Source organism: Streptomyces sp. NPDC046931, from assembly GCF_040644655.1.
In the GTDB taxonomy this organism is placed as follows: domain Bacteria; phylum Actinomycetota; class Actinomycetes; order Streptomycetales; family Streptomycetaceae; genus Streptomyces.
Window position 1 is genome coordinate 20577 of record NZ_JBEYWX010000010.1, and the last position, 14527, is coordinate 35103.

Annotated in this window: 12 protein-coding genes; 9 read left to right on the plus strand and 3 right to left on the minus strand. The window is 73.0% G+C overall.

What is annotated here, in order from left to right; genetic code table 11:
- Positions 1 to 72 precede the first annotated feature (72 nt).
- The 9 genes from ABZ876_RS19265 (at position 73) to ABZ876_RS19305 (ending at position 10501) form a co-directional block, all read left to right on the plus strand.
- Entirely contained in the window at positions 73 to 828 is a 756-nt protein-coding gene (locus tag ABZ876_RS19265) for a hypothetical protein (protein ID WP_361782137.1), read from the plus strand.
- 212 nt (positions 829 to 1040) lie between these two features.
- The gene (locus tag ABZ876_RS19270) at positions 1041 to 1706 is read left to right on the plus strand and encodes a sigma-70 family RNA polymerase sigma factor (protein ID WP_361782139.1); all 666 of its coding nucleotides are present in this window, start codon (positions 1041 to 1043) and stop codon (positions 1704 to 1706) included.
- A gap of 227 nt (positions 1707 to 1933) precedes the next feature.
- Positions 1934 to 3016, plus strand: coding sequence for an ABC transporter substrate-binding protein (locus ABZ876_RS19275; protein WP_361782142.1), 1083 nt, complete (start codon positions 1934 to 1936; stop codon positions 3014 to 3016).
- A gap of 2 nt (positions 3017 to 3018) precedes the next feature.
- Entirely contained in the window at positions 3019 to 4095 is a 1077-nt protein-coding gene (locus ABZ876_RS19280) for an iron ABC transporter permease (RefSeq protein WP_361782145.1), read from the plus strand.
- Positions 4092 to 4919: an ABC transporter ATP-binding protein gene (locus ABZ876_RS19285; RefSeq protein ID WP_361782148.1), complete on the plus strand. Its 828-nt coding sequence runs from the start codon at positions 4092 to 4094 to the stop codon at positions 4917 to 4919. The genes ABZ876_RS19280 and ABZ876_RS19285 overlap by 4 nt, the downstream gene beginning before the upstream one ends.
- Positions 4916 to 6316: an MFS transporter gene (locus ABZ876_RS19290; RefSeq protein WP_361782151.1), complete on the plus strand. Its 1401-nt coding sequence runs from the start codon at positions 4916 to 4918 to the stop codon at positions 6314 to 6316. The genes ABZ876_RS19285 and ABZ876_RS19290 overlap by 4 nt, the downstream gene beginning before the upstream one ends.
- Before the next feature lie 13 nt (positions 6317 to 6329).
- Positions 6330 to 8156, plus strand: coding sequence for an asparagine synthase (glutamine-hydrolyzing) (asnB, locus tag ABZ876_RS19295; RefSeq protein ID WP_361782154.1), 1827 nt, complete (start codon positions 6330 to 6332; stop codon positions 8154 to 8156).
- 12 nt (positions 8157 to 8168) lie between these two features.
- On the plus strand, positions 8169 to 9425 hold the full coding sequence (locus ABZ876_RS19300) for a cytochrome P450 (RefSeq protein WP_361782157.1): 1257 nt from the start codon (positions 8169 to 8171) through the stop codon (positions 9423 to 9425).
- A gap of 137 nt (positions 9426 to 9562) precedes the next feature.
- Positions 9563 to 10501, plus strand: coding sequence for an isocyanide synthase family protein (locus ABZ876_RS19305; protein ID WP_361782160.1), 939 nt, complete (start codon positions 9563 to 9565; stop codon positions 10499 to 10501).
- Positions 10502 to 10573: 72 nt separating this feature from the next.
- Here ABZ876_RS19305 and ABZ876_RS19310 read toward each other — a convergent pair whose 3' ends face one another.
- The 3 genes from ABZ876_RS19310 to ABZ876_RS19320 form a co-directional block, all read right to left on the minus strand.
- On the minus strand, positions 10574 to 11311 hold the full coding sequence (locus tag ABZ876_RS19310) for a GAF and ANTAR domain-containing protein (RefSeq protein ID WP_361782163.1): 738 nt from the start codon (positions 11309 to 11311) through the stop codon (positions 10574 to 10576).
- Between the two features lie 196 nt (positions 11312 to 11507).
- Positions 11508 to 13400, minus strand: a complete 1893-nt coding sequence (locus ABZ876_RS19315) for an ABC transporter ATP-binding protein (protein ID WP_361782166.1) — start codon at positions 13398 to 13400, stop codon at positions 11508 to 11510.
- A 38-nt stretch (positions 13401 to 13438) separates the two neighbouring features.
- The gene (locus ABZ876_RS19320) at positions 13439 to 14338 is read right to left on the minus strand and encodes an aminoglycoside phosphotransferase family protein (protein ID WP_361782169.1); all 900 of its coding nucleotides are present in this window, start codon (positions 14336 to 14338) and stop codon (positions 13439 to 13441) included.
- Positions 14339 to 14527: the final 189 nt, after the last annotated feature.

The following is a 14527-nucleotide window of genomic DNA, read 5'->3' on the forward strand; positions in this document are numbered from 1 at the left end:
TTGAGTGAAGTGCCCTGTCGGATTCCGTACCCCCGCATGACGACCGAAGCCCGGATGCGAGGATGAGGCGCCATGACAGCAGGGTGGTGTGCTCGCACGATACGGGCCGCGGTGTTCGCGGCCGTATGCGTGCTGCTCGCCGCCCTCGGCCACGTTCTGATGTCCGGCGGCGAGGTGCCCTCGTGGGCGCTGGCCGTGGGCGTGGCCCTGACCGGCGCTGCCGGCTGGTGCCTGGCGGGGCGTGAGCGCGGACTGCCGTTGGTCGTGACGGTCGTGGTCGCCGCGCAGACGGTGCTGCACGAGGCGTTCTCGTTCGCCCAGTCGTCCTGCGGGGCATCCGGGGCAGTCACATCCACGGGCGGCATGGGCATGGACGGCATGCGCTCCATGGCGATGGGCTCCAGGGGGATGGACTCCATGGATATGGGGTCCATGGACATGAGCCGCATGGATCACATGGGTACGAGCCCCATGGATCACATGGGTACGAGCCCCATGGACCACATGAGTACAAGCCCCATGGACCACCTGGGGCACTCGATGACCGGCGGTGGCTCGTCGTCCGTCGGTATGCTCGCCGCCCACCTGCTGGCCGCCCTGCTGTGCGGGCTGTGGCTGGCGTACGGCGAGAGGGCCGCGTTCCGGATCCTGCGGGCCGTGGCCGGATGGCTGGCCGCGCCGCTGCGGCTGCTGCTCGCCGTGCCCGCCACGCCGGATCGCCCGCGCCTGCGGGTGCGTCGCCGGCGCTCGGACCGGGGGCCGCGTCTTCTCCTTCTCGTCCACGCGATCACCTCTCGGGGTCCGCCCGTGGGGACGGCTGTCGTCTGAGGACAGCTGGTTTCCCGGGGCTGCCCCTGCGCGCCTCGGGCCACGGCCGTACGCCCGCGCGGGCGCCGTCTCAGTCGCGCAGGCGCTCCAGCCGTACAGCGCCGTAGCGCCGTAGCGCCGCGCCGTAGGGCCGTCTCCCCACTCATCCGGACCGTCCGCGTACTCGCATGCCGCCGGTCCGGATCACGGATGACCGAGAAGGACACCAGGTGATGACCCCTGCCCTGCCCACCTCGCGCCGCACCGGCGACACATCGCGCCGTAGCGCCGACACGACGGCGTCGCCCGACGAGTCGATCACCGCTTGGGCGCTCGCTGCCCGAAGCGGTGACACGGACGCGGTCGAGCGGTTCGTGCGCGCAGTGCACCGCGACGTCCAGCGCTATGTCGCCCACCTCTGCGGTGACCCGCAGGCCGTGGACGACCTGGCACAGGACACGTTCCTGCGTGCGCTCGGCAGCCTGCACCGGTTCGAGGGGCGTTCCTCGGCGCGTGCCTGGCTGCTGTCCATCGCGCGCCGCGCGGTGATCGACAGCTATCGGTACGCCGCCGCAAGGCCCCGCCTGTCCGACGTACCGGACTGGCAGCTGGCCGTTGAACTGGCCCAGCCGAGCGGGCTGCCCGGCTTCGACGACGGGATCGCTCTGCTGGACCTGCTGGCCTCACTGCCGGACGAGCGCCGGGAGGCGTTCGTCCTCACCCAGGTGGTCGGGCTGCCCTACGCGGAGGCCGCCGAGGTCAGCGACTGCCCGGTCGGCACGGTGCGCTCGCGCGTGGCCCGTGCCCGGGCGACTCTGATGGATCTGCTGGACGAAGGGAGCACCTCGCCCGCCCTCGAGGCAGTGGGGGAGGACAAGCCCGCCGTCGTCGCGGCCTGAACCCCGCTCCCGTGGAAGGGCGCCGGTGCCGGCCGGAGGCGGCCGGCACCGGGGCCTTGATGCGAGGCGGCTCCCTGCCGGGTTCCCGGGTCTCACCGCATGCCTGCCGAGAGTGGTTGTCCCGAGCCGGATTCCCGACAGGGCGGAACTCGACGGGGGTTCGGCCCGACTTCTGGACCGGGTGACGGAGGTCGCCCGCGTACCGAGTGGATCCTGGGGAGTTTTCGATGCGTTCACGTGTGTGGGGCGGCACGGCGGCAGTCGTGCTCGGCGGCCTGCTGGCGACTGGCTGCGGCGGCGGGCGGAAAGGCGCGACGGACGAGAACGCGGGGGAGAAGGCCGAGAACGCCGTCTCCGGCGCCTACCCGGTGTCCATGACCGACTGCATGGGTGCCAGGACCACCTTCTCCGCCGCTCCCAAGAGGATCGTCACGAGCAACGCCGCCGGCCTGGAGCTGCTGCTGCGCCTGGGCGCCGGAGCGAAGGTGGTCGGCACCGGCTTCCCGCCGGGCAAGGGCACACTGCCCGGCGGGCTCGACGCGCAGGCGCGAAAGGTGCCGGTGCTCGGCCGGAGCGTGATCCCGAAGGAGAAGCTGCTCGGCTCCGGCGCCGACCTGTACATCGACACCTTCGCCTCCATGGGCGGCATGGGCGGTCAAGGGATGGGCGACGCCCCGACGCCGGAGGAGTTCAAGGCGGCCGGGATCAAGCACATCTACCTGAAATCCACCGCCTGCGCGGCGCAGCGCAAGAGCCCGGTGACCGATCTGTCCGCGGTCCAGGCCGACATCGTCTCACTCGGCGCGGTCACTGGCACGAGCGCACAGGCGCGGAAACTCGTCGCGGGGATGAAGGAGAAGACGGACGCCGTCCGCAAGGCGGTCGGCGGCACGGCCGAGAGCGCACGGCCGACGTACTTCTTCTTCGACTACGACGCCGGCACCAAGCAGCCCACCGTCACCTGCAACCGTCAGGTCGCCAACGCGGTCATCACCCTGGCCGGTGCCCGCAACGTCTTCGCCGACTGCGACCGCGACTACCGGCAGGCCTCCTGGGAGGACGTGATCGCCAGGAACCCGGACTGGATCCAGCTCGGAGTGCGCGACCGGGGCAGTGGGCCGGCGAACAAGAAGGCGTTCGACGAAGCCGAGCGGTGGCTTGAGTCCAACGCGGCCACCAAGGGGCTGAAGGCGGTCGTGGAAGGCCGGTTCCTGCGCATCGGTTCCGAACGCACCACGATCGCGGGGGTCGAGAACGCCGACACGGTCGAGGAGATCGCCAAGACCCTCTACCCCGGCAAGGTCGGCTAGTGGTGTCCTCCCTCTTGGTGCGCCGCGGGTCCAAGGGCGCCGCGGCAAAGGCGCGGAGTCTGCCGGCGGGGCCGTCGGCGGTCGTCCTGGGAGTGGCGCTGCTGGCCGTTCTGACGGCGGCCGTCGCCTGGGGCTCGACGTCGATCCCGCCCGGCGAGGTGTGGGGCGTGGTGTGGCGAAGGCTCTCCGGCGAGGCTCCCCGCCCGGGCACCGACGACCTGATCGTGTGGCAACTACGCGTGCCCAGAGCCTTGTCGGCCGCGCTGGTGGGTGCCGGACTCGGGGTCGTCGGTACGGCGGTGCAGGCGCTGGTGCGCAACCCGTTGGCCGACCCGTATCTGCTGGGCATCTCCAACGGCGCTTCTCTGGGCGCGGTCGCCGCGATCGTGCTCGGCCTCGGCGCGGGCGGCGGCCTCGGACTGGGCCTGTCGGGCGCGGCCTTCGCCGGGGCTCTGGCCACCTTCGCGCTGGTGTGGGCGGTGGCGAGGCGCGGCGGAGGTTTCGCGCCGCTGCGGCTGGTGCTGGCCGGGGTCGCCATCGGCCAGTTCCTGTCCGGCTTCACCAGCTATCTGGTGTTGCAGGCCGGGGACGAGCAGCAGACCCACAGCGTCCTGTTCTGGCTCATGGGCAGCCTCGGCGGGGCGAGCTGGCAGCTGCTGGCCGTACCCGCCGTCACCGTACCGACCGCCCTGTTCTGGCTCCAGGCGCGCGCCCGGGGCCTGAACGCCCTGCTGATGGGCGACGAGACCGCGGCCGGCCTCGGCATCGACGTCACTCGGCTGCGCCGCGAACTGTTCACCGTGACCAGCGTGCTCACCGGTGTCCTCGTCGCGGTCTCGGGCGCGATCGCGTTCGTCGCCCTGATGGTGCCGCACGTCTGCCGCCTGGCCGTCGGCGGCGACCACCGGCGCCTGCTGCCCGTCTCGGCGCTGTTCGGGGCGGTGCTGCTGGTGACGGTCGACATCGTGTGCCGTACGGCGATGGACACACAGGAGCTGCCGGTGGGCGTGGTCACCTCGCTGCTGGGCGCTCCGGCCCTGCTGTATCTGCTGGACAGGCGCCTGGGGAGCGGCAGTTGAGAATCGACATCGAGGATCTGCACGTCGCATACGCGGGCCGCACGGTGGTGGCGGGCGCGCATCTGGTCGCGGCCGAAGGGGAGATCACTGGGCTGGTCGGACCCAACGGCAGTGGCAAGTCGACGCTTCTGCGCACCGTCTACCGGCATCTGAGGCCCACGGCCGGGCGCGTCCTGCTGGCCGGCACCGACCTTCGCGAGCTGTCCCCGGTGCGGTCGGCGCGGCACGTGGCCGCGCTGCCGCAGGAGCGGGGCAGCGACTTCGAAATGTCCGTACGCGAGGTCGTCGCCATGGGCCGTACGCCCTACAAGCGGGCGTTCGCCGGGGAGGACGCCGCCGACCGGGACATCGTCTCCAGGGCCCTGGCCGACGTCGGCATGGACGCGCACGCGGGGCGCCGGTTCACGGCGCTGTCCGGCGGCGAACGCCAACGCGTCCTGCTGGCCAGGGCGTTCGCCCAGGACCCGGACGTCCTGGTCCTGGACGAGCCGACCAACCACCTCGACATCCGCCACCAGGTCGACCTGCTGGCCCTGCTGCGCACCGGACGCCGTACGACTCTGGTGTCGCTGCACGACCTCAACGCCGCCGCCTCCGTGTGCGACCGGCTGCACGTCCTGCACGCCGGGTCCGTGGTCGCCTCGGGGCCGCCGCGCGATGTCCTCACCCCCGAGCTCATGGCGGAGGTCTTCGGCGTCCGGGCGGTCGTGGTCGACCATCCCCTCACCGGCGACGCGCTGATCGCCTTCGACCACCGGGCACAGGCCGGCCCTCAGGCGCCGGTGTCCGGCAGCCGACCCGCGACGGTGAGGGGCGTCAGGTGACTCACCGAGGGCCCGGTGCGCAGCAGCCCGGTCACATACCCGTCGGCCGGGACCGGTGGCCGCTGGTGGCCGTGGCGGGCGTCCTGTCGTTTGTGGCGATGCTCGACATGAACATCGTCAACGTGGCCTTGGCGAGCATCGCCGACGGTCTGCATGTCTCCGCGGCGACCGCGCAGTGGGCCGTACTGGCCTACCAACTTCCGGTGGTCGCACTGCTGTTGCCCCTGGGGCGGTGGCTGGACGGCGGGGGCGTGCGCTCCGCCGTGCCGGCCGCGACCGCCGGATTCGCCCTGTGCAGCGCCCTGGCGGCCGCCGCCCCCTGGGCGGCCTGGCTGATCGCCGCTCGTCTCGCACAGGGCGTCTTCGCCGCGGTGCTGTTCGTGCTGATGCCGGTGCTCGCGATCCGGTCCGTACGGCCGGAGCTGCGAGGGCGGGCGATGAGCGTGCCCGCCACCCTGGGGCCTCTTGGTGCGGTGACCGGACCGGCCCTGGGCGGACTGCTGCTGGACCATGTCGGCTGGCGCGCCGTCTTCCTCCTCAAGATCCCCTTCTGTGTGCTCGCCGTGGCGGTGGCGTGGAGGGCGATGCCACGGGACGGCCGACTGCGCCTGCCCGACCGGCGCTCACTGGTGGACGCGTTGCTGGTGGCGGGCGGTGTCGCGGCGCTGCTGCTGACGCTGACCCTCGCCCCGGACGATCCGCGATGGTGGGTGCTCACGCTCGCCGCGATCCCGCCGCTGTGGTGGTGGCTGCGCGGCCCCGGGGGACGTCCGCTGACCGGCGTGCTGCGGGTCCCGGGCCTGGCCCGGGTGCACGGGGCCGTCCTGGCCCTGGCGGCCGGCTTCGCCGCCCTGCACTACGTGATCGCTCTGCACCTTCAGCGCGACGGCGGTGTCAGCGCCACCACAACCGGTCTGACCGTGCTCGCCTTCCCGCTCGGCATGGGCCTGGCCGGACCGCCCGGCGGACGTCTCGCAGACCGCTGCGGTTCCCGGCCAACGGCGGTGGCCGGTGCCATGCTCACGGCCGTCGGTCTGCTGCTTCTCGTTCCGCTGAGCGGTGACTGGTCACCGATGGATGCCGCCTGGCGGCTCGCCCTGGCGGGCATCGGCATGGGACTGAACGGCGGCCCGACCCAGGCCCTGGTCATGGGCGTCGTCCCGCCGGAGCGCACAGCGACCGCCGGATCGACCGTCCAGCTCGCCCGCGGCCTGGGTTTCGCCCTCGGCCCGGCCCTGGCCACCGCCGCATGGAGCCTTGCCGGACCCCACCACGGCGTCCACGCCGGGCTCGCTCTGGCCGCCGTCGCCGCCTGTGCCGCCGTACCCCTGCTCCTCCTGCCCGGCCGGTGGAACGCCTCCGCGCCGCAGCAGACCGCCGACACCCTCTCCCCCTGACCCAGGAGTCCCCATGTGCGGAATCACCGGCTGGGCGTCCTTCCACCTCGACGCCCGTACCCAGGCGCCGGTCATCGAGGCCATGACCGGCACGCTCACCCCACGAGGGCCCGACACCGGGGGTGTCTGGCTCGGGGAGCGCGTCGCGATCGGCCATCGCCGCCTGGCCGTCATCGACCCGGCCGGCGGCGTGCAGCCGATGACGGACCGGCCGGAGCGGCCGGATCTCGTGCTCACCTACAGCGGCGAGGTCTACAACCATCACGAACTCCGGTCCCGGCTGCGCGCCCTGGGCCACGAGTTCCGCACGCGCAGCGACACCGAGGTCGTACTGCGCGCATACGCCGAATGGGGCGAGGACGTCGCCCGTCATCTCGAGGGCATGTTCGCCTTCGCCGTATGGGACGAGCGCGCCCAGCGGCTGGTGCTGGTCCGCGACCGGCTCGGTGTCAAGCCCCTGTTCTGGTCCGTGGTCGACGGCGGTCTGGCCTTCGCCTCGGAGCCGAAGGCCCTCTTCGCCCACCCGGAGATCAGGCCCCGGGTGGACGCGGACGGACTGCGGGAGGCGTACAGCCTGCTGTTCAACACCGGTCCGACGGTCTGGTCCGGGGTACGCGAGGTCGAGCCGGGCGGGCTGCTGGTGCTGGACCGGGACGGCATCCGGGAACGCCGCTACTGGCAGCTGGAGGCCGGCGCCCACACGGACGACCGGGAGACGACCGTGGAGCGGACCCGGCAGCTGGTCGGCGCGGCGGCCCGCAGCCAACTGGAGGCCGACGTACCCGTGTGCAGCCTGCTGTCCGGAGGCATCGACTCCACCGTCCTGACGGCCTTGCTCGCCGACGAGCTCCGGCTGCGCGAGGGGCCGGGCGCCCGCCTCCGGTCCTACGCCGTCGACTACAGCGATCAGGCCGAACAGTTCACCGGCGACGTCCTGCGCACCGGGCACGACACCCCGTACGCCGCCGAGGCCGGCGCCTTCATCGGCACCGACCACAGCACCGTCGTACTCGACCCGCGCGCCCTGCTCGACCCCGAGCACCGCAAGGCGGTCGTCGTGGCTCGCGACTCGCCGATCGGCGTCGGCGACATGGACACCTCGCTGTATCTCCTCTTCGGCGAGATACGCCGGCACTCCACAGTCGCCCTGTCCGGCGAGGCCGCCGACGAGGTGTTCGGCGGCTACCCCTGGTTCCACAGCCCGCAGGCGCTCGCCGCCCGGACCTTCCCCTGGCTGCTGGTCACCGGCGACGAGGCCGCCATGCCGCTGAACCCCGAACTCGACCTGCGCATCGGCGAGTTCCGCGACGACACCTATCGCAGTGCCCTGGCCGCCGTCCCGCACCTGGACGGCGAGAGCCCCGCCGAACACCGGCAGCGCGAGATGCAGCATCTGTCCCTGACCCGCTGGCTGCGCCAACTCCTGCACCGCAAGGACCGGTTGAGCATGGCCCAGGGACTGGAGGTGCGCGTCCCCTACTGCGACCACCGCCTCGTCGAGTACGTCTTCACCACGCCCTGGGCGCTGAAGAGCTTCGACGGCCGTGAGAAGAGCCTGCTGCGCGCGGCGGGCGCCGGTCTCGCCCCCGACTCGGTGCTGTACCGCCCCAAGAACCACTACCCGGCCACCCACCACCCCGACTACAACCGCGGCCTTCAGGCCATGGCCCGCGACGCGCTGGCCGGCGAACAGGTCCGCGCCCTGGCCGACGAGACCCGCATCAAGCCCTGCCTCGACAGCCCGCCCGACCGGCTGGAGTGGGGACACCGCCTGCGCCTCGAACGCGTCGTCGACCTCGCCCTGTGGCTGGACCACCACCAGCCCGAACTCGCCCTCTGAGGAGGCTCTTTCATGACCATCCAGGAATCCGGGACGGCCGGCGAGGCCCTGCCGGAGCCCGTGCCGCTGACGGGCTGCCCCTACAAGGCCGACCCCTACCCCCTGTACCGGCGGATGCGCGAAGCCGGCCCGGTCCACCGTGTCCTCTTCCCCAGCGGCGTCCGGGCCTGGCTCGTCACCGGCTACGACGCCGCGCACGCCGCCCTGAACGACGACCGCCTCGGCAAGAACCACGACCGGGGCAACGACCGCTGGCGGGCCCGCGCCTCGATCATGCCCGAACCGCAGCACTCCCAGCTCCAGGCCCACCTCCTCCACCAGGACCCGCCGAAACACACCCGGATGCGGCGCTTGGTCACCGACGCCTTCACGCCGCGTCGGATCGACGGCCTGCGGCCCCGGATCCAGGCACGGGCGGACGAACTGGTCGACGCTCTGTCCGAGACCGGCCCCGCCGACCTCGTCACCGGCTTCGCCGCCCCCTTCCCCTTCCACGTCCTGGCCGAGGTCATCGGCCTCCCGAAGGAGCTGGCGGCCCGCTTCGACCGTGACTGGGGCAAGGTCGTCCAGCCGGTCGGCCCCACCGACCCCGGACGGCCGCGGTACGAGGCACGCCTGCACGGCCTTCAGAGCTATATCGCCGAGGTCGTCGCCCACAAGCGTGAGTACGGGGACGACGACCTGCTCAGCCGCCTCGTCGTGGCGCGCGACCGCCGGGAGCTGTCCCAGGAAGAGCTCGACTCGATGATCTTCCAGCTCCTCGTGGCAGGTCAGGAGCCGGTCACCAACCAGATCACCACCGCCCTGATCGCCCTCTTCCGCAATCCCGGCCCGCTCGCCCGCCTGCGTGACGACCCGGGCCTCCTGCCGGGTGCGGTGGAGGAACTCCTGCGCTACGACAGCGCTTTCGAGCTCACCACCTGGCGCTTCTTCGAACAGGACAGCGACCTGCACGGCACCCGGGTCCCGGCCGGCGACTCCGTGATCGTCTCCCTGTGCGCCGCCAACCGCGACCCCCGGCGCTTCACGGACCCCGACACGCTCGACCTCGACCGCACCCCCAACCCCCACCTCGCCTTCGGCCACGGCATCCACTTCTGCCCCGGCGCCGCCCTCGCCCGCGCCGAACTCCAGATCGCCCTCGGCACCCTGCTCACCCGGCTGCCCGGCCTCCATCCGGCCGTCAGGGACGAGGACATCGAGTGGATCCCGGCCGTCCTGGGCCGCGGCACCCACCACCTGCCCGTCGGCTACGACCGGCGCCTCTGACACGGACTGCCCGCGGACCGGGTGCGGCACCACCGCCCGACCCGGGCACCGGCTCACCCACTCCGACAGCCCGACGGCGCCCGGATCTGCGCCGCGGCGCCATGCCGACATGCCCTCACACCCTCCGGAGCCCCTCCATGCCGCTGACGACCGCGCCCGACACCCGCCCCACGAGCATCAGCGCCGCGATCCTCGACCTGCTGATGCCGCACCACCGCACGACCGACCGGGCCCCCGCCTGCGCGCAGGCGTTCCCCCACCAACTGCGCCGGATCGCCGACTTCGTACGCGACGGCGCCCCCATCGTGTTCACCCTGCCCGGCTTCCCCTGCAAATCCCCCAACCCGGCCAAGGTCCTCGGCCACCTCCCCGACCAAGGAGAACGCCTCTCGCTCACCTTCCTGCACGCCCTGTGCACCGAGATCCAGCGGATCCACCCGCCCGGTGCCCACCTGGTCATCTGCTCCGACGGCCATGTCTTCGGCGACCTCGTCCAGGTGCCCGACGAGCACATCGACGCCTACGCCGACGAACTCCGCCTCCTCATAGCCCAAGAGGGGCTGACCACACTGTCCGTCTTCGACCTGCGCGACGCACTCGGCGACCTCGGCCTCGACCATGACGCGAGACGTGCCCGTGTGCGCCGTCGCTTCGCCCCCACCGTGGACGCGCTGCGCGCCGCGATCCGCGCCGACGACCACGCGCTGGCCCTGTACCGGGGCATCACCCGCTTCCTCGTCCAGGACACCGCCGACTGGGCCGGCAGCCGCTCCGCCCTGCAACGCCGGTGCCGGCAGCGTGCGTACGGCGTCATCCAGCGCAGCAGGGCGTGGGGCGGCCTGATCGCCGAGCATCATCCCGACGCCGTCCGCCTGTCCATCCACCCCCAGCCCACCGGCGCCCCCAAGTTCGGCATCCGCCTCCTCGACGCCCCCGACGCCTGGACCACGCCCTGGCACTCGGCCGCCCTGCGCCGCGCCGACGGCACCTGGACCCTGATGCCTCGCCGTACGGCGGAGCGGCTGGGGCGCCTGGTCCAGCGGGACGGCAGGCCCAGTCATTTCGAACAGGCGTAAGTCATGCGGTGCCGGCAGCAGGTGGTCGGCTGCCGTGTCCCTGCGTCCGGCGGCCGCCGGACGGGCGGGAGGTCAGGGCCGGGGCCGCAGAGGCGGCTGCTGCTCGGGCGGCTGTCCGCCCAGATCGGTGAGCAGTCGGGCGCAGACCTCGCGCAGTTTCCTGTTGGTCTGCTGGGACAGGGTGCGCAGAACGGCGAACGCCTGGTCGGCGCTGCACCGCCGCTGCTGCATGATCGCGCCGATGGCCTGGTCGATGACGGCGCGGGACCGCAGGGCGGTCTGCAGGTCCCGCGTGAAGTCCTCCGCGTCGGCCAGGCGCTGGGCGAGGGCGATGCCCCCGCCCGCCTGCGCGGCGAACTGGGCCAGCACCCTCTCGTCCCGGTGGGTGAAGGCATGCGGCCCGGCGCCGTAGAAGTTCAGGGCGCCCGCGGTGTGCGCACGGACCGGGATCGGCAACGAGAGGGACGAGCGGATGCCGAGGGAGACCGCCAAGGAGGGGTAGGTGCCCCAGCGGTCCTCGCCGAGCAGGTCCGCCACCCGCACGACATGCCCGGTGCGCATGGCTTGCAGGCACGGACCGTCGTCCTGCCCGTACTGCCGCTCGTCGAGCTTGTCGGCCACCCCGCCGGTGCTGACCACGGTCAGGGGCCGGTGGCGGCGTTGCAGGGTGACGCCGCAGCCGTCCGCGCCGGGGACGGCCCGGACCGCGTCGTCGACCAGGTGCTGGAGAAAGTCGCGCAGGGAGGCGGTCTCCAGCAGCCAGTCCACCATCGGCATCACCCGGTGGTTCTCGGCCCCCTGAGGGCGCATCGTGTCTCACCTTCCTCACCTCGGCCCCGGCCTCGGCGGAGCGCTGCGTCGCCGTCACCTCGTGCTCGTCTCTCCGTATGCCCCGCCCGCTCCCGCACGTCGCTCGAGGACGGCGATGTGTGGCGCGGGTCCCACGAGCCCGACGAGCGGCCGCAAAGCCGGGGCACCGGTACCGGGGCCCCGGCTCCGCGGGGGGTCAGCGGTCCTTGGACAGGGTGAGCAGTTCCTGGAACAAGCCGCCGGCGGTGGCCAGTTCGTCGTAGCGGCCCTGTTCGGCGATGCGGCCGTGGCGCATGACCACGATCTCGTCGGCGACCCGTGTGTTCTCCAGCTGGTGGGTGATGACGACGGTGATGCGGTCGCACGCGATGGCCTTGATGCGTTCGAGGATGGCGTGTTCTCCGCGCGCGTCCATCTGGGAGGTCGGCTCGTCCAGGATGAGCAGCCCCGGCCGCCGGTAGAACGCGCGGGAGCAGGCCAGTCGCTGCCACTGCCCGCCTGACAGCTCCGTGCCGCCGAACACCTCACGGGCCAGCAGTGTGTCGGGGCCGTGCGGGAGTTCCCCGACCGCCTCGCGCATGCCGACCGCGTCGAGTGCCTCCCACACCGGCCCGTCGTCGTCCCCGTGCGGCTGGCCGAGTGTGACGTTCTCGCGGACCCGCAGCGGCCATTGCGCGAAGTTCTGGGGGACGAGACCGGTGTGCGCCCACACGCTGTCCGGGGCGACCGTCGCGAGATCGACACCGTCCCAGGTCACCGTGCCCGAGGCGGCAGGGTGGATCCTGGCGATGAGGCGGGCCAGCGTCGACTTGCCCGAGCCGTTCTCGCCGACGACGGCCACGATCCGCCCCCGGCGCAGGGTCAGCGAGACACCGTCCACGGCCGGGGTGGCCTTGCCGGGGTAGCGATGGACGACGTCGGTGAGGCGGATCTCCCGCACCGGACCGCCGGGCAGCAACGCCGTCTGCTTCGGGGCGTGTTCGGCGGCCAGGTCGAGGAACGAGCGCATGTCGGCCAGGTACAGGGAGGTGTGGAACATGGCCGCCCCGTGGATCACCAGCTGGCTCAGCGCCGCCAGCGTCGTCTGCACGGCCACCACGGCCGTCGCCGCGACCGGCAACGCGATACGCCCGGTCAGGGTCAGCCACGCCAGCGCCGTCCAGGTCGCCACCAGAAAGACGCCGCCGATCGCCGCACTCACCAGCTCGATCCGCAGCATCCGCGGTGCCGCCCGCAGGGTGCGCGCGTCGATCCGCTCGGACACCGTCCGGTACCAGAACAGCAGATAGCGCCGCATGCCGTTGGCGCGGACCTCGTCGCCGTACTTCGAGGTCGTCGACCACCAGCGCATCATCTGCCGTACGGTGCGGTCGCCCACCCCCGCGTAGTGCGTCTCATAGGTGACCCTCGCAGACAGCACCGCGCCCGCCCCAGCGGGCACCACCGCGAGCAGCAGCAGGGGCAGCAGCAGCGGGTGCAGCACGGTCAGCACGCCGCTCGCGGTCACCATCCGCACGACGGCCGCGGTGAACCGGGTGGCGTCCCGCACCATCACATGGGTGCGGACCACCCCCATCTCCGCCGCCTCCTGCCGGTCGGTGAACCCGTCCTCCGCGTATGCGCTCGCCTCCGCCCGGCACACGGCCGCCACCAGGGCACTGTCCGCCGCGGTGGTCAGCCGCGGGGTGATCCGTCCGTCCGCGTAGGAGGAGAGCGAGGCCGCGATCCGGCCGGCGGCCGCCGCGACGGAGATCACCACAAGGGCGGGCAGCGCCGAGTGCAGGCGCTCGGACACCGGTCCGGCGCCGAACAGATGGCGCATGGCGCGGGCGGTGCAGGACAGCAGGAGCGCGGCGGACAGGCCGGTCAGCAACTGGCAGCCCAGCAGCAGGAGAACGGCCCGGCGCTCGGCCTCCCATGCCATCAGCGCGGTGCGGCGCAGCACCGACGGCAGCCGGGCGCTCATCGCCGCGAACGTCGTGCCGCCCAGCGGGTTCCTGCCGTGCAGGCCCTCGTACCCGAACTCGGCCGGCGGCGGGTGCGGCGCCGGGGCCGGGGCCGGCTGCGGAGGTACGGTGCCTGATCGCACCCGGCTCGTGTTCTCTCCCCTCACCCGACTCGTACGACTCATACGGCGTTCCCCTCCAGCAGCCGGTCCAGGGCCGTGCGGCCGCGGGCGACCACCCGCGGTTCTTCGTGCAGCAGTCCCCGGGCGACGGCGCTCGCTGCGTCGAGGGCGGACAGACAGCGCAGCGCGGCCTCTTCCTCGCCGGTCAGCCCGCGTCCGAAGCCGTCGAGGAAGGCGGTCTTCAGCTCGGGCCACCGTGCCCAGGGCCCGCAGGCGAGCCGGACGACGTCGAAGACCGCGGCGTGCGGGCGGGCCCGCTCCAGGCCGACCACCGCGAGCGCGCCGGTGGCGGTGTCGTACAGCCAGTTGCGCTCCTGGTAGTCGCCGTGGGCGTATCCGGCGGGCAGCGGGCCGAGCAGCGCCAGTACGGCGGCATGCCGGCGGACGACGTCCCGCTCCGCCGGCCCGATCAGGTTCCCGGCGCGTGCCAGGTGCGCCTCCGCCTCCAGGACGGCGCGCTCGACCTCGTCCGCCGCCTCCGCGCGGTCCCGGGCGGTGAGGTCCCGGGCGTCGCCGTGGAACCGGCACAGCCATGCGCCCGCGCGGCGGTGCAGGGCACGCCGCCGGCCGGGGGTGAGCGCAAGGCTCCGCACGGGGCGGCCGGGGACCGCGCTCAGCAGCAGGGCCCGGTGCCGTGCGTCGGTCTCCAGCAGCCGCGGCACGCTGTCCCGCTCCAGCGCGGGGGCCGCCTCGCGGTAGGCGCGGGTCTCGAGGGCGTAGAACGCCGGTGTCGATGCCACTTTGAGGAAGGCGCGGCCGGTGCCGGAGGTCAGCTCCCAGACCCGGGAGGCGGGGCGGGGCCGCGGGAGGTCCCGCACGGACCGGAGGGGACCGACGACGCCCTCGGCCCAGGCGGCCAGGGTGGGCGGGAGCGGGCTGTGGACGGTGTGGACGGTCATGCGCCCAACCTCGGTGCCGGGCGTGATGAGGACGGGCGGACGGCGGCGCGGGTGCGGTCCTGGACGTCGATCGGGCGTCCGGCGGCGCGGGTCCGTCCCTGGACGTCAACTCCGTGCCGGGCGGTGGAGGTCCGCAGGGGCCGGTTCTCGAACACGGGGTGAACGGCGGCTGGGACGGGAACGGGGTTC